Genomic DNA, 22,110 nt, shown 5'->3' with positions numbered 1-22,110 from the left:
GTCAGTAAATCAGCTCGTCGTCGGCGCCGCCGGCCCCGGCCAGCATGATCTCGCCCTTGGCGGCGAGGTCCTTGGCGGCCTGGACCATGGCCATCTGGGCACTGTCGACGTCCTTCAGACGCACGGGGCCCATCGACTCCATGTCCTCGCGCATGATCTTGGACGCGCGTTCGGACATGTTGGTGAAGAACATCTCGCGCAGGCCTTCGGACGCGCCCTTCAGGGCCAGGCCGAGCTGGTCCTTCTCGACCGCGCGCAGCAGGGTCTGGACGCCGCCCGGATCCAGCTTGTTCAGGTCCTCGAAGACGAACATCAGGGCGCGGATGCGCTCGGCCGCCTCGCGGTTGCGCTCTTCCAGGGCGCCGATGAAGCGGGCCTCGGTCTGGCGGTCGAACGAGTTGAAGATGTCGGCCATCATTTCGTGGCTGTCGCGCTTGGACGTGCGGGCCAGGTTGGACATGAACTCGACGCGCAGGGTCTGTTCGATCTTGTCCAGGATCTCGCGCTGCACCGGCTCCATGCGCAGCATCCGCTGCACGCACTCCAGGGCGAAGTCCTCCGGCAGGGAGGTCAGGACGCGGGCGGCGTGGTCGGGCTTCACCTTGGACAGGACCACGGCGACGGTCTGGGGGTATTCGTTCTTCAGATAGTTGGCGAGAACCGCCTCGTTCACATTGCCCAGCTTGTCCCACATGGTCCGGCCGGCCGGACCGCGGATTTCCTCCATCAGGCCGTCGACGCGGTCGGCGGGCATGAAGGCGGCCAGCAGTCGCTGGGTCTGTTCGAACGAGCCCATGACCGCGCCCGAGCCGGTCATGCCGGACACGAACTCCAGCAGCAGCTCCTCGACGACCACGGCGCTCACCGTGCCGAGGCCGGCCATGGCCTGGGAGATCTCCTTGATCTCCTCGTCGTCGAGGTTCTTCCAGAGCTGGGTGTGCTCCTCGCCGAGCGACAACAGGATGACGGCCGCCTTTTCGGGACCGGTGAGTTTTTTCGCGTCCTCGACCGACGGCTTCTTCGTGGTGGCCATGCGCGGAGCCATCAGGTGTCGTGCAGCCAGCCGCGCAGGATCGCGGTCGACTCATCCGGATGGTTCTCGACGAACTCGGCGACCTTCTTGACCGAGGACGCCTTCACCTGACCCTCGATGCGGGCGATGTCGAGCCGCTGATCCATGTCGGATTGCGGCGCGACCAGTTGCGGCACGCCGTCGACCATGACGGTCTGCAGCTGGGTCACGCCCGGCCCGCCCGCCGCGGCGCCCGCCAGGGCGGGGACGCCCGTCGTATTGGCGGTCTTCAGCAGCGGACGCAGCACGAAGAAGATCAGCAGCAGGCCGGTCACCAGCAGCACCAGCAGCTCGACGCCGCGCATGATGTCGTTCTTGTCGAAGTCCAGCAGCGAGGAGCTGGTCTCGGTGCCGCCCGCGGCCGAGGTGTCGTGGCTGAACTTGACGTTGTCGACCTTCACCTGGTCGCCGCGCTGCTGATCGTAACCGATGGCCGCCTTCACCAGGGCGTCGATCTTGGCGATGTCCTCGGCCGAGCGCGGCGCATAGGTGGGCTCGCCCTTGCCGTCCTTGGCCGGGGTCCAGACGCCGTCGACGGCGACCGCGACGGCCAGCTTCTGGACCTGACCGGCTTCCTTGATCGTGGTCGTGGTGGTGTTGGAGATTTCGTAGTTGGTGGTCTCGGTATTGGCCTTGTCGCTCGAACCCGCCGGGGTCGTGGTCGGGGCCGCGCCGCCCGGGATGTTGTTGGTCGCCGTCGTGCCGCCGGACGGATCGCCGGTGGTGTCGGTCTTTTCCGAGCCGTTGGTCGAGGTCGAGCGGACGACCTGGCCGTCGGGATCGAACTTCTGTTCCTGGGTGGTCGAGCGGCTGTGATCGATGTCGGCGGTGACCTGGACCTTGGCGGCGCCCGGGCCGACGACGCCCTCAACGATGTCCATGATCCGGGCCTGCAGCTGGGCCTCGGTGGCGTTCTTGGAGTCCTGGGCCGAGGCGGCGGAAAAGCCCTCCTCGCCCGAGCCGGCGGCCAGCGTCCGGTTGGCGGTGTCGGTGACGGTGACCTTCTCGGGCTTCAGGCCGGGCACCGAGGAGGCCACGACGTTGCGGATGGCCTGGATCTGGTCGCCGGTCAGCGGACGCCCGCCGACCCCGACCACGACCGCGGCGGTGGGGTCGCCGGTGGCGGAGGCGAACATCTCGCGGCGCGGCAGGGCGATCAGCACCTTGGCCGAGGAAATGCCCCGGTAGGACAGGATGGTGCGGCCCAGCTCGCCTTCCAGGGCGCGCTTTTCGTTGAGGTTCTGCTGGAACTCGGTCTGGCCGAGCACCGACTGGTTGTCGAAGATTTCGTAGCCGACCGAGCCCGTGGTCACGAGCCCCTTGGACGCCACCATCATCCGGGCGGTGCCGACGTCGTCGCGGTTGACCATGATGGTCGAGCCGTCGCCCTGGGTCTTGTACTTGATGCCGGCCTGTTCCAGCGAGGCGGTGATGTCGCCCGCCTCCTTCAGGTCCAGGTTGGAATAGAGCAGCGCGTCCGGCGCCTGGCCCATGCGCAGCATGACGGCGACCAGCACGGCCGCGACGCCGGCGGCGACGCCCAACACCGCAGCCAGTCGGCCGACACCAAATCTCTGCAACGCCGCCGTGAAGCCGCCCACGCGTTCCCGCCTACTGAAAATCGGCGGGAAGCCCAACCACGCCCGCTAGGCAGAAACTGCCGCCTGCGTGGTAAACGGCGCGTTAAGAGAGGTTACCTTCCTTTGGTTAGTGACCCTTTTTAAGCTCCGGCAGCACCGGCGGCGCCCCCGACGGCAGGGGCGCGGAGGCATCGCGCAGATACGCCTCGACGTCGCGATAGACCCGTTCGGCGCCGAGGTTGCGGTTCAGCAGATGCCAGCCGTCGTCGTAATATGCGGTGCGCAGGTTGGGCGGCGTCCCGGCCCGCTCCAGCGCCCGGCGCATCGGCCCGGCCTCCACCACCTGATCGTGGGCGCCGTACATCAGGATCACCGGCGCCCTGATCAGACCGATCCGGTTGGACGCGCTCTCCATCAGATCGACCAGACCCGAGATGGCGTCGAAGCGGGTCGACAGCAGGCTGTCGGGATCGCGGCCGTTGCGGATCAGCTCCAGCACATTGTCCGACGCCAGGATGTGACGGGCGATGAAGTCCGGCGGCTCCACCGACAGGTCCCCGACGACACGCGAGGTGATCCACAGACTGGTGCGGTTGAAGATGTTCTGACTGGACCAGCCCCAGACGCCGGGGGCCAGCAGCACGACGCGGTCGGCGTCCGGCGGACGGTCCGAGCCGAAGGCGGCGGCGGTCACCGACCCGCCCATGCTCTCGCCCACCACCGCCAGCGTCGCATCGGGACGCCGCGCACGGACAAGCGCGGTGATGGTGCGCAGGTCCTCGGTCATCAGGGCCTCGCCGCCCCAGACGCCCTTCTGCGGCGCCTGGCCGAAGCCGCGCTGGTCAAAACTCCAGACCTCGATGCCGTGCGCCGCCCACCAGGGCCCGGCCAGGCGGAAGGAGGCGTCGTGGTCGTTCATCCCGTGCAGGGCCACGATGGTCGCCCACGGCTTCCCGTCGGCGGGGGCCCAGTGCAGGAAGGGCAGCCGCGCCCCGTCCTGAACGATGAAGGCGCCGGTCATGCCGGGCGCCGGGGCGTCCTCGATGCGCGGCCCGGTGAAACCCGGCGGCGGCGTCAGCGGCGACTGGACCAGAGGCGTGGCGCAAGACGCCAGCGAGAACGCCGCGAGGGCTGCGGCGATCAAGCCGGGAATACGAAAGGTCATGAGCTCAGGATGTCCGCCACGCGCCGGCGCAAGTAAGGCACGATCTCGGCCTCGAACCACGGATTTTTTCTGAGCCAGGCCGTGTTTCGCCAGGACGGGTGCGGCAGGGGCAGGATGTCGGGCGCGAAGGCCCTCCAGTCGCGCACCGTCTCGGTCATGTTCCGCCCTGCCCGCTCGCCGAGCGCCCACTCCTGCGCATAGCCGCCGACCAGCAGGGTCAACTCCATCTTCGGCAGGGCCGCGAGCAGTTGAGGCCGCCACAGCTCGGCGCAGCGGCGCGGCGGCGGATAGTCCCCGCCTTTCGGCGCCGTGCCCGGATAGCAGAACGCCTGGGCCGCGACCCCGATGCGGTGGTCCGCGTAGAAGGTCTCATAGTCGACGCCCAGCCACTGGCGCAGGCGATCGCCGGACGGATCGGTGAACGGCAGGCCGCTCTCATGCACCCGCCGCCCGGGGGCCTGGCCGCAGATCAAGAGCCGGGTCTCGGGAAAGACCCGCACCACCGGTCGCGGGGTGTGCGGCAGTTCGCCCAGACAGGCGCGGCAGGCGCGGATGTCGGCGAGGACGTCGTCCAGATCAGACGTCAAATCGCGATCAGGCGAAGTCGTCATCGTCCTCATTGACGACGGGCGGCAGGGCAGCCTTGGCGGCGGCGGCTTCCTCGGCCGTCGGCAGGCGCAGGCGGACGACGCCCTTCATGGCGTTCGGATCGATCGCCTTGCCCTTCTTGGTGATGGTCAGCTTGCCCTGACGCATCAGGCCCAGGGCCACGGCGCGCACCTTGGGCAGCATCCGCTGCCACTGTTCGGGCTGCAGATCCTTGGCCACGTCGGAGGGTTCGATGCTCTTGCCGTTGTCGCCCTTGGGGTCGACGCGGGAAAGTTTTTCGAAGATTGCGGTTTCGATGGGGTCGCTCATCGCGCTTCTATGATGCATTGCGGGACCAGAAAGAAGGCGGAGTTCAAAATGGTCGCGAAAATTACCGTAGAGGAAGGCGAGTTCGCCGGCTGGCAGACCTACGACCTGCACGGGACCTTCGACCAGACCGTCGGCCCCTTCTACTTCAAGCCCGATCCCGACGGCCGGATGCGCTGCGCCTTCCGGGCCGAGCCCAAGCACATGAACTCGGGCCACCGCATGCACGGCGGCTGCCTGATGACCTTCGCTGACATCGCCCTGTTCCAGACCGCCTATCAGGAGATGGAGGGCAAGAACGGCGTGACGGTGCAGCTGGATTCGACCTTCGTCGACGGCGCCCGGGTCGGGGAGCTGATCGAGGCGACCGGCGAGGTGGTCCGCGCCGGCGGCTCGCTGATCTTCGTGCGCGGCCAGATCACCACCGGCGGCCGGATGCTGATGACCTTCTCGGGCGTGATCAAGAAGTTCACGCCGCGGGGGTGAAGGCAGGGGCCATCAGGCCAGCATGATCGGGACGTGGTAGTCCCCCAGGATGCGATCGCTCGTCACGAGGATCATTCGTTCGATCAGGGCCTGAGCCACGATGACCCGGTCAAAGGGGTCCTTATGGATCGGCGGCAGCGTCTGCACTCTCAGGGCATGCTCGGCGGCCACCGGCAACCATGTCGAAATCGTTTCGATATCCGCCCGCATCTCGTCATCGAAGATCAATCGCCCCGTCGCAGCCTTGGCCGTCATTTCAAGCAATGACGCCGTGCTGACGAAAATCTCGTTGTCCGGGCTTTGGATCTCTTCAAGCGTCGTCGGACGCAGGCGGCTTGGGTTCGACAGGAACCAGATCACCACATGGGCGTCGAGCAGCAGTTGCATCAGCGTTTGAACGGCTTGCCGTCTTCAGCGGCATGGGCCGGTGCGACTTCGTCATCGCCGAACCACTTCCGCTCCATCTCGGCGTCGAAGACCGGATCTTCCCAGTCGTCAGACAGGATCATCCGCCCCGCGTACTTGCCCATGATCGCCGACCGATCCACCGCCACCAGCTTTTCGACCGGCACGAGCCGCACCACCGGCTTGCCCGCCTTGGCGATGATGACTTCCTCACCCGCCATCGCGCGCTCGATCAGCTTGGAGAGCGTGGTCTTCGCCTCATGGATGTTCGCGGTGACCGCCATACACGTTAGCTAGCATAGCTAACCCGAAATTTCAACCGACGGCTGCGAGCCTCAGATTCCCGCTCCCGCCGCCGGACGCGCCCGGCAGGTCTCCAGCCAGCGGGCCAGATGGGTCAGTTCGGCGGGCGGGCGGTATTTGACCAGCCGGGCGAAATCCAGCCCGATCACGGCGACGATGTCGGCGATGGTGAAGCGGTCCAGGGCGATGAACTCATGGTCGGCCAGGCGCTCGTCCAGGGTCCGCATGAAGCGCTCGGCCCACAGGCGATTGTACTGGGCCACCTCGGCGACCTGCGCCCCTTCCAGCGCCGCCATCAGCGGATGGGTGTGGCGCACGTTCAGCATGATCGGATTGGCGAGATAGAACTCGTTGCGGCGGGTCCACATCTCGACAATGGCCTGTTCGCGGGCGTCGACGCCGAACAGGTTGGGCTCGGGCCAGAGCGCCTCCAGATAGCGGCAGATGGCCACCGACTCCGAAATGGTGGTGCCGTCGTCCAGCTCCAGCGCCGGGACGTGGGGCACGCCGACGCGGGCGCGATAGTCGGCGGTCTTGTGGTCGCCGGCCATGATGTCGACCTCGACCAGTTCGACCTCGGTGATGCCCTTCTCGGCCATGACCCAGCGGACCCGGCGCGGGTTGGGCGCGCGGTGGGAGGTGTAGAGCTTCATCGACGTTTCCTGACCCGGGCTGTCCCGGTGATTGTCAGCCGAAGATAACCGCAGGCATGGCTCCGACAATGGCCGCCGTCATCAGGGTCGACAGGAAGCCGGCGAACAGCGCCTTCCAGATCAGGCCCAGAACCTCTTCGCGACGCTCGGGCATCAGCACCGACAGGCCCGAGACGGTGATGCCGACCGAACCGATGTTGGCGAAGCCGCACAGGGCATAGGTCATGATCATCCGGGTGCGCTCGCTCATCTCGGCGGCGGGCACCTTGCCCAGGTCGATGAAGGCCACGAACTCGGTCAGGGTCAGTTTGACGCCCAGCAGCCAGCCCGCGCGGCCGGTCTCGGACCATTCCACGCCCGTCAGCCAGGCCACCGGCATGAAGATCCAGCCGAGGACGCGCTCCAGCGTCAGCGGGGCGTCCATGATCACGATGCCGCCGATCATGATGTTCACCAGGGCGACCAGGGCGACGAAGACGATCAGGACGGCCGAGATGTTCATCACCACCATCAGGCCGTCGGCCGTGCCCTTGGAAATGGCGTCGATGGCCGAGTCATACTTCAGCGCGGTGTTGTAGTCGGCGACCGCCCCGCCCTGCCCCGGCTTCTCGGGAATGATGATCCGGGCCAGCAGCACCCCGGCCGGGGCCGAGACGATGGAGGCGACCAGGACGTGGCCGGCGGCATTGGTCAGGACCGGCGACAGGATGGCGGCATAGGCGACCATGGTCGAACCGGCGACGGTGGCCAGACCCACGACCATCATCAGGAAGATTTCCGACCGGGTCAGCTTGTCCAGATATGCGCGGATGACGATCGGGCTCTCGATCATGCCGAGGAAGATGTTGGCCGCGACCGCGAGAGCCGAGGCGCCGCCCAGACCCATGGTCTTCTGGAACAGGAAGCCGAAGCCGTGGGTGATCCACTTCAGGATCTTCCAGTGCCACAGCAGGGCCGACAGGGCCGAGATCACCAAGATCATCGGCAGGACGTTGAAGGCGAAGGTGAAGGGCGCCGCGACCTTCGGGTCGGCATTGGTAAGGTAGTAGGGGGCGTCCTGCTTGCCGTCGACGAGGAAGCCGAACACGAATTTGGCGCCCTGGGCCGTGGCGACCGACAGGCCGTCGACTGCGCCGGTGATCGCGGCCAGCACGACCTGCGAGCCCGGAATGGCGAACAGGGCCAGCACCAGAATGGCCTGGACCCCGATGGCGCCGATCGTCAGCCGCCAGGGGAAGGCCTTGCGGTCCTCCGAGATGGCCCAACAGGCGAAGACGATGACCACGAGCCCGAACAGGCTCTGAAGGTTCAGCATGCTGAACATGAAGCGACGATCCCTGACCTCTCCCCCTCGGAGAGCCGTTCCCCGCTTGAACGCGAAGGCGCGCCGGCCCGCAAGTCCCCCGGGATCAGGATTCACCTGACAAAGGCGCCAAAGCCTCAGGCCGCGCGGGTCCCGCCTTCGGAAACATAGGCCGTGGGTGCGTTGGCGGAGGTCCAGAAGCGCCAGCGGGACATCCACATCTCGCCGTCGCGCAGGTGTTGCTCGCGGCGCCTCTCATCCGGTTCGGCGACGGCGTGGGCGAAACACTCCCGGGCCTGGTCGCGGCAATCCTCGGCTGACAACTCGACGTACATGACCCAAACCTGTATGACAGGCTCAGGATGGCGGCGAACTATTAAGGTTGTATCTACAGCTGCCACCTACTTTCGCGGGCGAGAAGCAAGGCGTGCCGGCCGGGCGTGCCCCGTCGCGACGGTGAGAAACGGCGCAAAACCCGAAACTTGGCCTCAGAGGCCGGTCCGTCGTATAGATTCGTCTGTCCGGCTGGCGCGCGGCCGGATGGCGACTGGGGTATGAGATTCGACCATGAGTACTGATTCACGGGGCGGCCGGTCGGGCCCGGTCGCTGGAGCCGGAGTGGGCCGCCATCTGCTGATCGTCGACGACGACGACCGCATTCGCGAACTGCTGAAAGAATATCTGGCGCGTGAGGGCTATCGCACCACCGGCGCGGCCCATGCGGCCGCCGCCCGCCGCCTGATGGAGCTCATCGAGTTCGACCTGGTCGTGCTGGACGTCATGATGCCGGGCGAGAGCGGGCTGGAGCTGACCAGCTGGGTCCGCAACAAGGCGCAGCTGTCGCGCACCCCGGTCCTGCTGCTCACCGCCCGCGGCGAGGCCTCGGACCGGATCGAGGGCCTGTCGCGCGGCGCCGACGACTATATGTCCAAGCCCTTCGATCCCAAGGAGCTGGCGCTGCGCATCGACGCCATCCTGCGGCGGACCGGCGGCAAGCCCCTGACCCCGCGCGAGATCAAGCTGGGGCCGGCGTCCTTTGACATGGAGCGGCTGGAGCTGACCCGCGACGGCGCTCCGATGCGCCTGACCGAGGCCGAGGCCCAGTTGCTCAAGACCCTGGCCATCCACGCCCACTCCCCGGTCGAGCGCATGGACCTGTCGCCGGACACCGCCGACATCACCGGCCGGGCCGTCGATGTCCAGGTCACCCGCCTGCGTCGCAAGCTGGAAGCCGACCCGAAGAACCCGCGCTACCTCCAGACCGTGCGCGGCGTGGGATATATGCTGGCGCCGGACTGATGCGCTTCACGCCCCTCGCCGTCTGGGGGCGCTTCCTGAAGCGCCGGGTGCCGTCGTCGCTGTGGGGACGGTCGCTGCTGATCATCGTCGCCCCGATCCTGATCATGCAGGGGGCGGTGACCTGGGCCTTCTTCGACGCCCACTGGCAGAGGGTGACGGCGCGCCTGTCGGACGGCCTGGCCGGTGACATCGCCTGGGCGTCTGAAAGCTATCGCGATGATCCGACGCCGCAGAACCTGGCCGTGATCACCGACCGCGCCCAGCGCTCGATGCAGCTGTCCGTCGCCCTGATCGAGGACGAGGCTCTGCCGACCGAACAGAGGCGCGGCGCCATCGGCATCGTCGACCGGACGCTGGAGAAGGCCCTGAACGCCCGGCTGGACCAGCCCTTCTGGTTCGATACGACCCGCTACCCCGCCTATGTCGACATCCAGGTGCAGGAGCCGAACGGCGTGCTGCGCGTCATCGCCCCGCGCGAACGGGCGGTGGCGACCCAGGCCCATATCTTCGTCCTGTGGCTGATGCTGGCGACGGTGCTGCTGATGTCCGTGGCCATCCTGTTCATCCGCAACCAGGTCCGGGCCATCGAGCGGCTGGCCGAGGCGGCCGAGGCCTTCGGGCGCGGCGAGATCCAGCCCCGGTTCAAGCCGCACGGCGCGCGCGAGGTGCGTCAGGCGGCGACCGCCTTCATGGCCATGCGCGACCGGATCCAGCGCCATATCGACCAGCGCACCGCCCTGCTGGCCTCAGTCAGCCACGACCTGCGCACGCCCCTGACGCGGCTGCGGCTCGAGCTCGCCCTCGCCCCGCCGTTCAAGCGGGCCGAGGACATGAAGGGCGACATCGACGAGATGGAGCATATGATCGACGAATACCTGGCCTTCGCGCGCGGCGAGGCCGGGGAAGCGGCCCAGACGGTCGATGTCGGCGCCATGCTGCGCGCCGCCGGCGACGACGCCCGCCGCGCCGGAGCCGAGGTCGAGGTCCAGGCGCCCAACGGCCTGACGGCGGCGCTTCGTCCCATCGCCTTCCGCCGCGCGATCAACAATCTGGCGGGCAATGCGGCCTCGCACGGTGACCATGTGCGGCTGACGGCGCGGCCCCTGCCCTCGGGCGGACTGGAGATCGCGGTCGACGACGACGGCCCGGGCATCCCCGAGGATATGTACGACGAGGCCTTTACCCCCTTCTCCCGCCTCGACGAGAGCCGCAACCAGAACTCCAAGGGCGTGGGTCTGGGTCTGGCCATCGCCCGCGATGTGGCGCGCGGCCACGGCGGCGACATCACCCTGGCGCGCAGCGACATGGGCGGGCTGCAGGCCCTGATCCGCCTGCCGGGATAGATCACTTTTGCCGCACCCTCTGGCGAAGCGGAGCGGCGAGGGTCATCTTGTCATCCGGTTGAGCCAGTCTTCAGGCTTCCCCTGAGGCTTCATGGAGTTTGTCATGCGCCGCTTCGCCTTCTTCGCCCCCCTCGCCGCCATCACGGCGGCCGCATCACTGGCACACGCCGAGCCGACCGCCGGTCAGGCCCCCGCGCCCCAGGTCACGGTGACCATCGGCGGCGACCTGATCAAGGATGCGCCGAAGCTCGGCGAGCGCGACGTGCGCGAACAGCGCGAGGATCTGGCGCAAACCGTCACGCGCGCCCTGGCCCGCAGCGGCGCCTATCCGGGGGCGCAGGTCAATCTGGTCATCACCGACCTCAAGCCCAACCACCCGACCATGCAGCAGACGATCGACCGACCCGGCCTGTCGATGTTCGACAGCGTCTCCATCGGCGGCGTCGCGATCGAGGGCGAGATCATCACCGCCGACGGCCAGCGCCTGCCGGTCAGCTATTCGCGCTACACGACCAGCATCGCCGAGGTCTTCGGTTTCAACACCTGGGAAGAGGCCAACCGCGCCTATGACCGGTTCGCGGACAATATCGTCGAAGGTCGGCTGACCGCGCGCTACTAGGCGACTTTCGCCACCCGGCCGCCGCCGCTCTCGATAGCGTCCAGCAGATCCATGACCGAGGCCAGGGTGTCGGCCTCGCGCGCGGGCTTGTCCCAGCGGATGCGGCCGATGCGCGGGAAGCGCATGGCCACGCCTGACTTGTGCCGCGGCGAGCGGTTCAGCCCCTCGAAGGCGATCTCCAGCACCAGGCCGAAGTCGCGCTCGGCCCGCACCGACCGCACCGGGCCGAACCGCTCGATGGTGTGGTCGCGCACGAACTTGTCCAGCAGCTTCAGCTCCTCGTCGGTGAAGCCGAAATAGGCCTTGCCGACCGGGGTCAGGGCCCCCTCTTCGGTCCAGACGCCGAAGGTGAAGTCGGAATAGAAGCTGGAGCGCTTTCCGTGTCCGCGCTGGGCGTACATCATCACCGCATCGATGGTGTGCGGGTCGCGCTTCCACTTGAACCACGGCCCCTTGGGGCGCCCGGCGACATAGGCCGAATCCCAACGCTTGAGCATCAGCCCCTCGGCCGCCGCCCCCACCGGCGGATCGGCGCGCAACACGCCCAGCCCCTCCCAGCTGTCGTAGTCGACCACCGGCGACAGATGCAGCCGGTCGCCCTCGTGGCCCGCGATCAGCGCCTCCAGCCGCGCGCGGCGGTCCCGCAACGGCAGGCCGCGCAGATCCTCGCCGTCCTCGGCCAGCAGGTCATAGGCGACCACCGCCGCCGGATGGGCCGCCATCAGTTTCGCATCGACCGTCTTGCGGTTCAGCCGCTGCTGCAGGTCGCCGAAGGGCGCCACCTGACCGTCCCGCCACACCAGCAGTTCCCCGTCGATGGCCCCCTCGAACGTCAGCCCGGCCATGACGTCGGGAAAGGCGCCCGAAATCTCGTCGCCGGTGCGGGAATAGAGTTTGGCGACGCCTTGTTCGCGAACCGCCTGCACCCGGATGCCGTCCCATTTCCATTCGGCGGCATAGTCGGCGGGATCGAGCTTCTGAAAATCCACGGCCTCGTCGATGGCCACGGCCAGCATGACCGGGCGGAACCGCCCCGGCGCATCCGGGCTGGGCCGCTCTCCCCGCCCCTCCAGCCAGGCGAACAGCTCGGCATAGGGCGGTTCGACCGCATGCCAGACCTCCTCGATGTCCGAGGCGTCGACGGGCTCCAGCGCGGTCACGGCCTCGCCGCCGCCCGGCTCGGGCGGCTCGGTCACCGAGGCGGGCCGGATCATCGCCGCCGCCGTCTTGGCCAGCCGCGCCGACATGCCGACGCGAAGGCCACCCGTGACCAGCTTCAACAGCGCCCAGCGGCCCTTGGGCGCCAAGGCGTCCAGCCAGCCCTCGATCAGCCCCTGAACCTCGCCCCGCTTCGCCGCCTTCAGCGCCTCGATCACCTCCGACAGTTCGGGCTCGCGGTTGGGCCGCCGGTCCGGATCGCCGGGCCAGATCAGGGCCACCGTCTCGGCCAGATCGCCGACATAGTCGTACGACCAGCCGAACAGCACCGCATCGACCCGCGCCTCCACCGCCCGCCGGATCATCGCCGGCTTGGCCGCATCGAAACTCAGATCCCCGGTCAGGGCCGCCAGCGCCCAGCCCCGGTCCGGATCAGGCGTCGCCTTCAGATAGTCGCGCAGCAGAACCAGCTTCGCATTGCGCGAAGAGGTCAGGGACAGGCGATCCAGAAGCTCGGCGAAGGCGCGCAAGGGCGAAGGTTTCCAGCGACGTCGTCAGGCGCGACCGCATGCCAACGACTGTGGCCCGCATTCGTTTCGGATCAAGTGCCTGAGGGTCGCATCGGCCCGCGTCCGAAGCCATTTGCGATCAACGGCCTGCAAGTTTGCGGGCCGGATCGGTCCAGCAGTGACCGGCGAGGGCGTACACTGGGCCCTTTCGGTCTTTGACATCCTCGATAGCGACATGCGCGCGTGCATGCTCGTGCACTCGATTGCAAAGACGCATCCGAAATCGAGATCAGAAAACCATAGCCTGTTCAGATCCCTATCGGGGATAGTTTGGACCCGACTTGCGAATTGCACCTTTTGCACTCGTGTTTTTGAGGTGCATCCAGAGTCCGCTATCCGGCCTTCAAAGCGGGCTTTCCGAATGTCAGCCAAGGGTGGGAAGCGGACGTTGACCCAACGCGTGATGTGTCCGACGGTCGAACATGGTTCGACTTTCGCCCCTGCTTGCGCTTCTTTGCCTCGGCTGTGTGGCTGACCAGCCTGAAAGTGCGCAGACAGTTGCCGCCCTCGAAGTGCCGCTGCCGACCCCGACCGACAAGTCCGAATTTCTGACGTTATTGCGGAAGGAAGCCGAGGCGCAGGGTTATCATGTCGATGCTGCGTCTGAGGAAGAGCTAGACGCTGTCTCGCGCGTATCTCCGTTGACTTTCAACGCCTCGATTTGGCGCGGAAACGACGAGGAAAGCATGGCGTCTGCAATGGACGGCGCCGAACATCTCGGGCGCATTTGGATTGCCTTCCCGAAGGGTGAAAACCCGCAACGATCAGCGGGGTTTCGAGAGTCATTAATCCAGAAAATCCGGCAACGCTGGCCGGAAACAGCATCGCTCCCGATCATGCCTAGCGGAGCAATACCCTTGGTCGACGATCTTGTCCGGACGCCATCGGGATACGAAGTAAAGGCTTCAGAGGCTCAAAAATATGAGGCTGGACCGCAGCATTGAACGTCCGCAATGGGTCGGAAGCGGACATGGCCACCAGTGGAAATCGAACGCCCCGTATGGTTAGTGGACACATGGCGGATAACAACGAGCAAATGAGGCGAGCAGGCGGCTACTTTCTGATTGGCATAGGCGGCCCCATTGCGGTGGCTTTCATCTACCCGTTGATTGGCAGGCGTGGACGCCCATTGATCGAATGGGAGGTATTGTCAGCGCAGCAGTTGGCTGTGTTTCTAGTCGGCGCGGCGGCGGGCATCGCACTGTTGATAGCCGGTTTCGTCATCTTGCGATGGCGATGACTGTCCGCAATGGGTCGGGTGCAGGCACCCCCATCCCGGCCCTCCCCTCGCGGGAAGGACCGGGCGACGCGGACCTCATCAGTTGAACAGGCCGGCGATGACGGCGGTGATCAGGCCGGTGGCGACCGCGGTCAGGACCACGTCATTGCCGCTGCGGACGTACTGGTAGCCGCGCGGCGGGGCGCGCAGGCCGTAGTGGCCGTAGTCGGTCACGACATAGGTCCGCGTGCGGTACTGGGCGGGCATCCGCTGGCCGTAGCTCCAGGCGCGGGCCTGATAGCCACGCGGGGCGACATAGCGGGGCGCCGAGTAGCGGCGTTGCGCCTGTTGCCAGCGGCCGTAGGACTGCGGCGCCGGAGCCGGACGAACGGCGGGCGGAGCCGGACGGGCCGGTTGGGCGTGGGGCGCAGGGCCACGGTGTTGAGCGGGAGCTGCGGCCGAGGCGGCGCCGAAGCTGGTGCTCGCGATAACGGCGGCGAGCGCGGCGGTGACGATCTTCTTGTTCATGGCGATCTCCTTTGTTCCAGAGCCATGAACAGACCCTAGGCCCCGCCACCTGAGCCGTTCCTGAGGCCGCCGTTTTTCTCGGTTCAGCGGAGGACCGAACATCCGCCCCTCTGTTTCCGGACGGACAAAACGGGACACAGAGCGACACACGCCAACCGCCCCCGTCCGTCATCCTCGGGACAAGCCCGAGGATGACGGACGGGAAGGCATACGAAAACGCCCCGGAGGTTTCCCTCCGGGGCGCTTCGAAAGTTCAGGCGGCAGGCCCTAGTTAAAGAGACCCGCGATCACGGCGGTGATCAGACCGCCGGCGACGGCGGCCAGGACCACGTCATTGCCGTTGCGGACATAGTGGTAGCCGCGCGGCGGGGCCCGCAGGCCGTAACGGTTGTAGTCGTTCACGACATAGGCGTTGTACGAACTCGGCAGGCGCTGGCCGTAGCCATAGACCTGATAGCGGGTGCCGCGCGGCTGCTGCCAGCGACCGGCGTTGTAGCGGCGCTCGGCCCGTTGATAGCGGGCATAGGCGCGCTGGTCCTCACGGTACTCGCGGCGGTCGTCCCGGGCGTCCCGGCGATCGTCACGGCGGTCGTCGCGAGCGTCCCGGCGGTCATCGCGACGATCGTCGCGGTGGTCCTGGCGCTGTTCCTGACGGTGGTCGGGACGGCCGTACGACTGGGCGCTGGCGGCCGAGGCCAGACCCAGCGAACCGGCCGCGATGGCGGCGGCGACGGCGGTGGTGATGAACTTCTTCATGGTGACGAGATCCTTGGACAGCCGAACCTTCGACTTGCCCTCAGACTAGTCACCGGCCCTTGAGCCGGGTCTGAACACCTCTGGTAAGGTTAGGTTCAGGCGGCCGCCGCGGTTTCGCCCAGTTCCGCCGACGCGCGCACCGCCGACCGGCCGCCGCCGACCTTGTTCATCAGAACGGCCAGGGCGGCGAAGTCGATGGGCTTGTTCAGATAGGCGTCGGCGCCGGCGTCCAGACCTGCGGCATGGTCCTCGCTGCGGGCCGAGGCCGACAGGACGGCGATCGGGGTGTCGGCGTTGGCGCCGCCTTCGCGGATCAGGCGGGTGGCGCTGAGGCCGTCCATCACCGGCATGTTGACGTCCATGATGATCAGGTCGAACGCCTGGTCGGCGGCCATGTCCACGGCGATCTGGCCGTTCTCCGCCGAGGCGGTGGTGTGGCCGGCCGAGCCCAGCCAGGCCTCCAGGATCATGCGGTTGACCGGGTGGTCCTCGACCACCAGCACGTTCAGGGCCTGGCCCTCGTCGATCTCGGCGGCGATGGCCTCTGCGGCCTCGACCGCGCTCCATTCGACCACCTCGGCCTGGACCGAGAAGGTGAAGGTCGAGCCCTCGCCCACGGTCGATTCCACGGTGATGTCGCCGCCCATGATGTTGGCCATGCGCCGGGCGATGGTCAGGCCCAGGCCCGTGCCGCCGAAGCGACGCGTCGAGGAGGCGTCCACCTGGGTGAAGGGCTGGAACAGCCGCGCCAGATCCTCGGGGCTGATGCCCGCGCCGGAATCACGAATGGCGAAGTCGAAGGCCACGCGACGGTCCGACAGGCGGGTCGAACGGATGGTGTAGTTGATCGCGCCCCGCTCGGTGAACTTCACGGCGTTGGACAGCAGGTTCTGGATCACCTGGCAGACGCGCAGCGGGTCGCCGCGCACGATCGACGGGGTCTCGCCCTCGAAGTGGGCGACGAAGTCGATGCCCTTGGCCTCGGCCTGGGCCATGAAGGGGCCAGTGACGCGGCGGTGCAGATCCTCCAGCGAGACATCGACGGTCTCGAAGGTCATCTTGCCCGCCTCGATCTTGGTCATGTCGAGGATGTCGTTGAGCAGGCTCAGGAGGTTGTCGCCCGAGTTGCGGATGATCGACAGATAGTCGCGCTGGGTGGTCTCGAGGCGGGTGGCGCTGAGCAGCTGGGCGGCGCCGAGGACGCCGTTCATCGGGGTGCGCAGCTCGTGCGAGATGACGCCGAGGAAGCTGGACTTGGCGTTGTTGGCCGCATCGGCCTTGTCGCGGGCGCCCTCGAGCTCCTCGATGAGATGGGCCTGATGCTCCTGGAAGGCGCGGATGCGCTCTTCGCGCAGCATGTTCATGGTCACCAGGACGAACATCCCGGCGGCGGTGAACGGCAGGACGCTGAGGAAGGGCCAGAACAGGGGCCCGCCCCACAGGCTGGCCAGGATGATCAGGCCGGCGACACCGTAGGGCGAGGAGATGACGATGGCCTGACGCGGGGCGCCGCGCAGCTGGGCGAACACCAGGACATAGCCGGAAATCAGCAGGGCGACGGCCAGGGCCTGGCCGAAGGGCTCGCCCGAGAACCAGGCCAGCAGCGGGGCCGAGGCCCAGGCGCCGGTGGTGACGGTGGCGACCGCCGGGAAGACAAAGCCCCAGCCCGCCCCGACCTTGTCGGCCATGCGCTTTTCGAAGGCGCCGCGGATGGCGCCGGCCGTCAGGGTGACGACGAACCAGGTCAGCGCCGTGCGCCAGCCGATGGTCCCCAGCAGGCCCACGGCCCAGCTGGCGATGATGAGGTAGCGCAGATACTGGGTCTGCAGGATCGCGGTCAGGGCCTGGGCTGCGTCACCCGCACCCCCGCCAAGCCCTTTGCCGATACCCTCGGATCCGACCATTGATATTCCCGGAAAACTGAACCGCCCGGGCAGCACGCTACGTAAAAGTGTCTAAGACGAAGTGAACGGTTTGTTTTCCGATTCAGAAGGCGTCAGCGCACGGATCGAAAGCGCGTGGACCGGCCCCGCCAGTTCCTCGGCCAGCAGGGAATTGATGGTCCGCTGACGCGCGACTCGCCCCTGCCCCTCGAAGGATTCGGATACAACCGTCAGGTTGAAGTGGCTCTCGCCACCGGGTTTGGCGTCCATGCCGCCTTCGTGGTGGTGGCCGGCGTGCCGCCAGCTGTCATCCTCGAGCTCCAGATGGGTCGGCGACAGGGCTGAAACCAATTTTTCCCGGATAATCGTCGCTATAGGGCCGTCCGGCATCGATGCGTCCTTGATGAGGTCCAAATCCACCCTACACTTGGGACAATGGCTGCGTCATTCGAATACAAACCCCGTTTCAAGGACATGCGGATCAAGCCGTCGAAGCCCGGAGAGGCTGAGGCGGAACAGGATGTCCTGCGTCTGAAGCCCGGCGAGAAGCCGTGCGACCACCCCGACTGCTCCAAGGCGGCGACGGCGCGTGCGCCGAAGTCGCGCGAGCGGCTGAACGACTTCTACAACTTCTGTCAGACCCACGCGGCCGAGTACAACAAGGCCTGGAACTTCTACGCGGGTATGAACGAGGCCCAGATCCGGGCGGCCAAGGAAAACGAGGCCATGACCGGCGGGCGTCCGACCTGGGACATGAAGGCCTCCAAGAACAGCCGCGAGGCCGCCGCCTTCGCCGCCAAGATGGGCACCGGCAACAACGCCGGCGAAGGCTCGTGGCGCGACAGCTATGGCCTGTTCGGCCGGCGCGGCGAGAACCCGACCGCCGAAGTCGCCCCTGAACGCCGGGTCGGCAAGATCGAGGGCGGCGCCCTGCGCGACCTGGACCTGGAGCCCGGCGCGACCAAGGAAGAGATCAAGGCCGCCTATCACGCCCTGCTCAAGCGCTGCCACCCCGACCACAACGGCGGCGACCGCGGCGCCGAGGCCAAGCTGGTCCGCGTCATCAAGGCCTACAAGACGCTGAAGAAGGCCGGGCTGGCGGCCTAAGCCGCCACCTTGCCCCGGAACTCCCGCACCAGATCGCGCAGCTGCGCGATCTCGCTGATCGCCATGTCCGACTTGGCCAGCAGGGCCTCGGCCAGGCAGGTGGAGCGGGCGATGACGTCCCGGCCGGTTTCGGCCAGCCGCACCTGAACCTCACGCTCGTCCTTCGGGCTGCGCGTGCGCGTGACCAGACCCGCCGCCTCCAGCCGCTTGACCAGGGGGGTGATGGTCGAGGGCTCCAGCGCCAGCCGTGAGGCCAGACCGCCGACGGTCAGGAAGCCGTCCTCACCCGCGCCTGCATCCTTCAACGCGTTCAGCACCAGATACTGGGGATAGGTGATGCCCAGTTCGTCCAGCATGGGCTTGTAGAGCCGCGTCACTGCCATCGAGGCGGAATAGAGGGCGAAGCACAGATGGTCGTCGAGCGACATCGACGCGGGGGACAAGGGAGACGCGTTTTCCATGCCCAATCATTTATCACAATAACGGTTAGCGTCGCAAACTTTTCACTGGACTCGACGAAAGCGCAGGCCTAGAGGATGTTTATCGCGATAAACAACTCGCCGGCGCGACGGCCCAGAAAGGAGTTCCCCGATGAACGTTCTGTACAAGGCTCACGCCACCTCCACCGGCGGCGGCCGCGACGAAGGCCGGTCGACCACCGACGACGGCAAGATCGACGTCCTGCTGTCCCTGCCCGCCGAAATGGGCGGCAAGGGCGGCGCCGGCACCAATCCGGAGCAGCTGTTCGCGGCCGGTTACGCCGCCTGCTACATGGGCGCCCTGCGTCTGGTCTCGGGCAAGGCGGGCACGCCGGTCGGTCCGGATACGAAGATCCACACCACGGTCGGCATCGGCCCTAACACCCGTGGCGAAGGCTTCAACCTGGACATCGCCATCAAGGTCACCGACCACGGCCTCGACAAGGCGACCATCGACGGCCTGATCGCCGCTGCCCATCAGGTCTGCCCCTACTCCAACGCCACGCGCGGAAACGTGGACGTGGACCTGAGCGCGGAATAACCTGCGGCGCATGAGCGCGCCCGCCACACAGGTGCTGATCGCCGGCGCCGGTCCCACGGGACTGGCGGCGGCGCTGTTCCTGACGCGGGCGGGCGTCGCCGTGCGGATCATCGACGCGGCGCCCGCGCCAACGACCACGTCCAAGGCCCTGGCGGTCAATCCACGCACTTTGGAACTGCTGCAGCCGACCGGCGTCACAGACCGCATCCGCGCCGAGGGCCAGAGGATCAGCACGATCCGTATCGCCCATGAAGGCCGGATCAGCGCCACCATCCGTCCCGACTGGGACCGGGTCGCCCCGGGCCGACCCATGACCATCCTTCCCCAGGCCGAGACGGAACGGCTGTTGGCCGAGGCGCTGGCGGATCTCGGCGTGCGTCCGGAACGCGGCGCGGGCCTGACCGGCCTGAGCCAGACCGACGACGCCGTGACCGCGGTCCTGTCGACCGGTGAGACGGTCACCGCCGCCTTGCTGCTGGGCGCCGACGGGGCCCATTCGGCCGTGCGTCACGCCCTGGGCCTCGATTTCCCCGGCGACGCTTCGGACACGCCCTGGCATCTGATGGACGTCGACATCGCCGGCGCCCCTGCGGACGAGGCGCGGATCGACTTTCAGCGCAGCGGTCCGATCATCGCCCTTCCCTTCTCCGGCGGGACCTTCCGGCTGATCGGCTTCGGCGAACCCCTGCTGCCTCGCCTGCCCGCGAGCTGGACGGCCGGAGAGGTGCGCTGGGCTTCGGAGTTCAGGGTTTCGCACCGGATGGTCCCGACCATGGCCGTCGGCCGGGTCGCCCTGGCCGGGGACGCGGCCCACATCCATTCGCCTATCGGCGGACGCGGCATGAATCTGGGGATCGAGGACGGCTTCGTCTTCGCCGCCTGCGCCGCCGACGCGCTGAGGGGCGATCTGGGCCGGATCGCCGACTATTCCCGACTGCGTCACGCCGTCGACGCCGCATGGGTCAAGACCTCCCACGGCCTGACCGGCTTCGTGACCGACCAGTCGCCCATGGCCCGGTTCGCCAAGCGGATCGCCCCGCCGATCGCCGCCTCCATTCCCGGCCTCGTCGATCTGGCGCTTAAGCGCGGTCTGGGTCTCGACCACCCGACGGCCGTGCGCTAATCGCACAATCATGGCCTCCCTACTCGACGCGACCCCCGATCCCCTCCTGACGTTCGAACCGCACCGCAAGGTGACCGTGCGCGAAGCCTTCGGCGTCGATTCCGACATGGTCGTGCCGATGTTCGACACGGTCGACAGCCATGTGCCCGAGGTCGATCCCGCCTATCGCTTCGACCCGCAGACGACCCTGGCCATCTGCGCCGGCTTCGCCTTCGACCGTCGGGTGATGGTTCAGGGCTATCACGGCACCGGCAAGTCGACCCATATCGAGCAGGTCGCCGCCCGGCTGAACTGGCCGCTGGTGCGGGTGAACCTCGACAGCCACGTTTCCCGTATTGATCTGGTCGGCAAGGACGCCATCGTCCTGAAGGACGGCAAGCAGATCACCGAGTTCCGCGAGGGCATGTTGCCCTGGGCCCTCCAGCGCCCGATCGCCCTGGTGTTCGACGAATACGACGCCGGCCGTCCCGACGTGATGTTCGTCATCCAGCGCGTGCTGGAGGCGCAGGGCCGCCTGACCCTGCTGGACCAGAACCGCGTCATCCGCCCGAACCGCTGGTTCCGCCTGTTCTCGACCACCAACACCATCGGCCTTGGCGACACCTCGGGCCTGTATCACGGCACCCAGCAGATCAATCAGGGCCAGATGGACCGCTGGAACATCGTGACCACACTCAACTATCTCGAGCACGACGTCGAAGCCGGCATCGTCGCCGCCAAGGTGCCCGAATGGTCGGACGCCGACGGCCTGCGCCGCATCGCCGCCATGGTCCGCGTCGCCGACATGACCCGCAACGCCTTCATGAACGGCGACATCTCCACGGTCATGTCGCCCCGCACCGTCATCACCTGGGCCCAGAACGCCATCATCTTCGGCAACGACGTGGGCCTGGCGTTCCGCCTGACCTTCCTGAACAAGTGCGACGAGCTGGAACGGCCGACCATCGCCGAGTTCTACCAGCGGGCGTTCGGCGAGGATCTTCCCGAGGCGGCGACGCGGGTGAAGGTGGGCTGAGGCGATGATGATTGCGATCGTTCTGGCCGCCACCATGGTGCAGGCGATCGCTGACCGTCCTCCACGACCGACGGACGAAACCCTGCTCGCTACGGTAGGAGCGGTCGATCCGACGGTGGAAATTCTCGATCACACGGCCCGCGACGGCCGTGATCCGCGCGACGGTATGCGGCTGATCTGCGGTCGCGTGCGCATCAGAGGTCAGGTCGAGCCCTTTCGCGTCCTGAACTCTTGGGACCGGTCCGGGAGCCTTGGCCGGGTGATCATCGACCCCGCAACCCGACAGCCGGCCTTGCCGGCCGAACCGGACCATTGGGAGGTTACGACAACCGTCCCGAAACATGCTGACCAAGACGGCGATGGCGTTCAGACCCTGACCGAGCGAAACGCTGACGCTCACGATCGAATGCGGGTTCTGCAGCTTTGTCGGGTTTTGACCCCGCCGGAAGGAACGGTCTGGGCGACCGAAGCAGAGCAAGCCACCCCCTCGGCGAACTGAACCGGCGAACAGTTTGCCACTCCTGCGTCGCGCGAGGATCCGCCGACAGCACCGGCCATTGACCACCCGCCGTTCTCCCAAAATACCCCC

At 67.2% G+C, this 22,110-nt stretch carries 27 protein-coding genes; 11 read left to right on the top strand and 16 right to left on the bottom strand.

Features of this window, described 5'->3' with window-relative positions; genetic code table 11:
* Position 1: 1 nt before the first annotated feature.
* The 5 genes from fliG to AC1ROD_RS18005 form a co-directional block, all read right to left on the bottom strand.
* Complete coding sequence (fliG, locus tag AC1ROD_RS18025; protein WP_492949631.1) at positions 2–1,033, bottom strand: flagellar motor switch protein FliG; 1,032 nt, start codon at positions 1,031–1,033, stop codon at positions 2–4.
* 11 nt (positions 1,034–1,044) lie between these two features.
* Positions 1,045–2,673 carry a flagellar basal-body MS-ring/collar protein FliF gene (fliF, locus tag AC1ROD_RS18020; protein ID WP_492949630.1) on the bottom strand — a complete coding sequence of 543 codons (1,629 nt, stop codon included), beginning with the start codon at positions 2,671–2,673 and terminating at the stop codon, positions 1,045–1,047.
* Between the two features lie 106 nt (positions 2,674–2,779).
* Positions 2,780–3,817, bottom strand: a complete 1,038-nt coding sequence (locus tag AC1ROD_RS18015) for an alpha/beta fold hydrolase (RefSeq protein WP_492949629.1) — start codon at positions 3,815–3,817, stop codon at positions 2,780–2,782.
* Positions 3,814–4,428, bottom strand: a complete 615-nt coding sequence (locus AC1ROD_RS18010; protein ID WP_492949628.1) for a uracil-DNA glycosylase family protein — start codon at positions 4,426–4,428, stop codon at positions 3,814–3,816. The genes AC1ROD_RS18015 and AC1ROD_RS18010 overlap by 4 nt, the downstream gene beginning before the upstream one ends.
* Complete coding sequence (locus tag AC1ROD_RS18005; RefSeq protein ID WP_492949627.1) at positions 4,412–4,735, bottom strand: DUF3253 domain-containing protein; 324 nt, start codon at positions 4,733–4,735, stop codon at positions 4,412–4,414. The genes AC1ROD_RS18010 and AC1ROD_RS18005 overlap by 17 nt, the downstream gene beginning before the upstream one ends.
* 48 nt (positions 4,736–4,783) lie before the next feature.
* Here AC1ROD_RS18005 and AC1ROD_RS18000 point away from each other — a divergent pair, with 48 nt between their 5' ends.
* Positions 4,784–5,218, top strand: a complete 435-nt coding sequence (locus tag AC1ROD_RS18000) for a PaaI family thioesterase (RefSeq protein WP_492949626.1) — start codon at positions 4,784–4,786, stop codon at positions 5,216–5,218.
* 12 nt (positions 5,219–5,230) lie between these two features.
* On the opposite strand, the gene AC1ROD_RS17995 is transcribed toward AC1ROD_RS18000, so the two are convergent.
* From AC1ROD_RS17995 to AC1ROD_RS17975, 5 genes are all read right to left on the bottom strand, one after another.
* Complete coding sequence (locus tag AC1ROD_RS17995) at positions 5,231–5,605, bottom strand: type II toxin-antitoxin system VapC family toxin (RefSeq protein ID WP_492949625.1); 375 nt, start codon at positions 5,603–5,605, stop codon at positions 5,231–5,233.
* Positions 5,605–5,907, bottom strand: coding sequence for a type II toxin-antitoxin system Phd/YefM family antitoxin (locus AC1ROD_RS17990; RefSeq protein WP_492949624.1), 303 nt, complete (start codon positions 5,905–5,907; stop codon positions 5,605–5,607). The genes AC1ROD_RS17995 and AC1ROD_RS17990 overlap by 1 nt, the downstream gene beginning before the upstream one ends.
* 51 nt (positions 5,908–5,958) lie before the next feature.
* Entirely contained in the window at positions 5,959–6,579 is a 621-nt protein-coding gene (locus AC1ROD_RS17985; RefSeq protein ID WP_492949623.1) for a glutathione S-transferase family protein, read from the bottom strand.
* A gap of 34 nt (positions 6,580–6,613) precedes the next feature.
* Positions 6,614–7,903, bottom strand: a complete 1,290-nt coding sequence (locus tag AC1ROD_RS17980; RefSeq protein WP_492949622.1) for a NupC/NupG family nucleoside CNT transporter — start codon at positions 7,901–7,903, stop codon at positions 6,614–6,616.
* Positions 7,904–8,019: 116 nt separating this feature from the next.
* Positions 8,020–8,217: a hypothetical protein gene (locus tag AC1ROD_RS17975; RefSeq protein ID WP_492949621.1), complete on the bottom strand. Its 198-nt coding sequence runs from the start codon at positions 8,215–8,217 to the stop codon at positions 8,020–8,022.
* 232 nt (positions 8,218–8,449) lie between these two features.
* On the opposite strand from AC1ROD_RS17975, the gene AC1ROD_RS17970 reads away from it, so the two are divergent.
* The 3 genes from AC1ROD_RS17970 (at position 8,450) to AC1ROD_RS17960 (ending at position 11,143) form a co-directional block, all read left to right on the top strand.
* Positions 8,450–9,181: a response regulator gene (locus AC1ROD_RS17970; protein WP_492949620.1), complete on the top strand. Its 732-nt coding sequence runs from the start codon at positions 8,450–8,452 to the stop codon at positions 9,179–9,181.
* A complete protein-coding gene (locus AC1ROD_RS17965; RefSeq protein ID WP_492949619.1) occupies positions 9,181–10,524 on the top strand; it encodes an ATP-binding protein in 1,344 nt (447 codons plus the stop codon). The genes AC1ROD_RS17970 and AC1ROD_RS17965 overlap by 1 nt, the downstream gene beginning before the upstream one ends.
* Before the next feature lie 103 nt (positions 10,525–10,627).
* Positions 10,628–11,143, top strand: coding sequence for a hypothetical protein (locus AC1ROD_RS17960; protein WP_492949618.1), 516 nt, complete (start codon positions 10,628–10,630; stop codon positions 11,141–11,143).
* Here AC1ROD_RS17960 and AC1ROD_RS17955 read toward each other — a convergent pair.
* On the bottom strand, positions 11,140–12,831 hold the full coding sequence (locus AC1ROD_RS17955) for a cisplatin damage response ATP-dependent DNA ligase (RefSeq protein WP_492949617.1): 1,692 nt from the start codon (positions 12,829–12,831) through the stop codon (positions 11,140–11,142). The two genes, AC1ROD_RS17960 and AC1ROD_RS17955, sit on opposite strands and share 4 nt — an antisense overlap.
* Before the next feature lie 461 nt (positions 12,832–13,292).
* Here AC1ROD_RS17955 and AC1ROD_RS17950 point away from each other — a divergent pair, with 461 nt between their 5' ends.
* Positions 13,293–13,814: a hypothetical protein gene (locus tag AC1ROD_RS17950; protein WP_492949616.1), complete on the top strand. Its 522-nt coding sequence runs from the start codon at positions 13,293–13,295 to the stop codon at positions 13,812–13,814.
* A 26-nt stretch (positions 13,815–13,840) separates the two neighbouring features.
* On the top strand, positions 13,841–14,110 hold the full coding sequence (locus AC1ROD_RS17945; protein WP_492949615.1) for a hypothetical protein: 270 nt from the start codon (positions 13,841–13,843) through the stop codon (positions 14,108–14,110).
* Between the two features lie 78 nt (positions 14,111–14,188).
* Here AC1ROD_RS17945 and AC1ROD_RS17940 read toward each other — a convergent pair whose 3' ends face one another.
* The 4 genes from AC1ROD_RS17940 to AC1ROD_RS17925 form a co-directional block, all read right to left on the bottom strand.
* Complete coding sequence (locus AC1ROD_RS17940) at positions 14,189–14,617, bottom strand: RcnB family protein (protein WP_492949614.1); 429 nt, start codon at positions 14,615–14,617, stop codon at positions 14,189–14,191.
* A gap of 267 nt (positions 14,618–14,884) precedes the next feature.
* Complete coding sequence (locus AC1ROD_RS17935; RefSeq protein ID WP_492949613.1) at positions 14,885–15,373, bottom strand: RcnB family protein; 489 nt, start codon at positions 15,371–15,373, stop codon at positions 14,885–14,887.
* 95 nt (positions 15,374–15,468) lie between these two features.
* Positions 15,469–17,277, bottom strand: coding sequence for an ATP-binding protein (locus tag AC1ROD_RS17930; RefSeq protein ID WP_492949612.1), 1,809 nt, complete (start codon positions 17,275–17,277; stop codon positions 15,469–15,471).
* Between the two features lie 51 nt (positions 17,278–17,328).
* Positions 17,329–17,646 (bottom strand): BolA family protein, encoded by a 318-nt coding sequence (locus AC1ROD_RS17925; RefSeq protein ID WP_492949680.1) that lies wholly within the window; start codon positions 17,644–17,646, stop codon positions 17,329–17,331.
* Positions 17,647–17,691: 45 nt separating this feature from the next.
* Between AC1ROD_RS17925 and AC1ROD_RS17920 the strand changes: the two genes are divergently transcribed.
* Positions 17,692–18,363, top strand: a complete 672-nt coding sequence (locus AC1ROD_RS17920) for a J domain-containing protein (protein ID WP_492949611.1) — start codon at positions 17,692–17,694, stop codon at positions 18,361–18,363.
* Here the strand turns inward: AC1ROD_RS17920 and AC1ROD_RS17915 are convergent.
* The gene (locus AC1ROD_RS17915; RefSeq protein ID WP_492949610.1) at positions 18,360–18,806 is read right to left on the bottom strand and encodes a MarR family winged helix-turn-helix transcriptional regulator; all 447 of its coding nucleotides are present in this window, start codon (positions 18,804–18,806) and stop codon (positions 18,360–18,362) included. The two genes, AC1ROD_RS17920 and AC1ROD_RS17915, sit on opposite strands and share 4 nt — an antisense overlap.
* Positions 18,807–18,954: 148 nt before the next feature.
* Between AC1ROD_RS17915 and AC1ROD_RS17910 the strand changes: the two genes are divergently transcribed.
* Genes AC1ROD_RS17910 through AC1ROD_RS17895 form a run of 4 tightly spaced genes read left to right on the top strand, consistent with a single transcriptional unit; the run spans position 18,955 to position 22,020 of the window.
* On the top strand, positions 18,955–19,383 hold the full coding sequence (locus tag AC1ROD_RS17910; RefSeq protein ID WP_492949609.1) for an organic hydroperoxide resistance protein: 429 nt from the start codon (positions 18,955–18,957) through the stop codon (positions 19,381–19,383).
* Between the two features lie 10 nt (positions 19,384–19,393).
* Positions 19,394–20,506 (top strand): FAD-dependent oxidoreductase, encoded by a 1,113-nt coding sequence (locus tag AC1ROD_RS17905; protein WP_492949608.1) that lies wholly within the window; start codon positions 19,394–19,396, stop codon positions 20,504–20,506.
* 10 nt (positions 20,507–20,516) lie between these two features.
* Positions 20,517–21,521 carry a cobaltochelatase subunit CobS gene (gene cobS, locus AC1ROD_RS17900; RefSeq protein WP_492949607.1) on the top strand — a complete coding sequence of 335 codons (1,005 nt, stop codon included), beginning with the start codon at positions 20,517–20,519 and terminating at the stop codon, positions 21,519–21,521.
* A 4-nt stretch (positions 21,522–21,525) separates the two neighbouring features.
* Entirely contained in the window at positions 21,526–22,020 is a 495-nt protein-coding gene (locus AC1ROD_RS17895; RefSeq protein WP_492949606.1) for a hypothetical protein, read from the top strand.
* The last annotated feature ends 90 nt before the right edge of the window (positions 22,021–22,110 follow it).

This window comes from Brevundimonas sp. GW821-FHT12E07, from assembly GCF_058807035.1.
The sequence above is the reverse complement of the archived record's forward strand: the minus strand, read 5'-3'. Positions and strand labels throughout refer to the sequence as shown.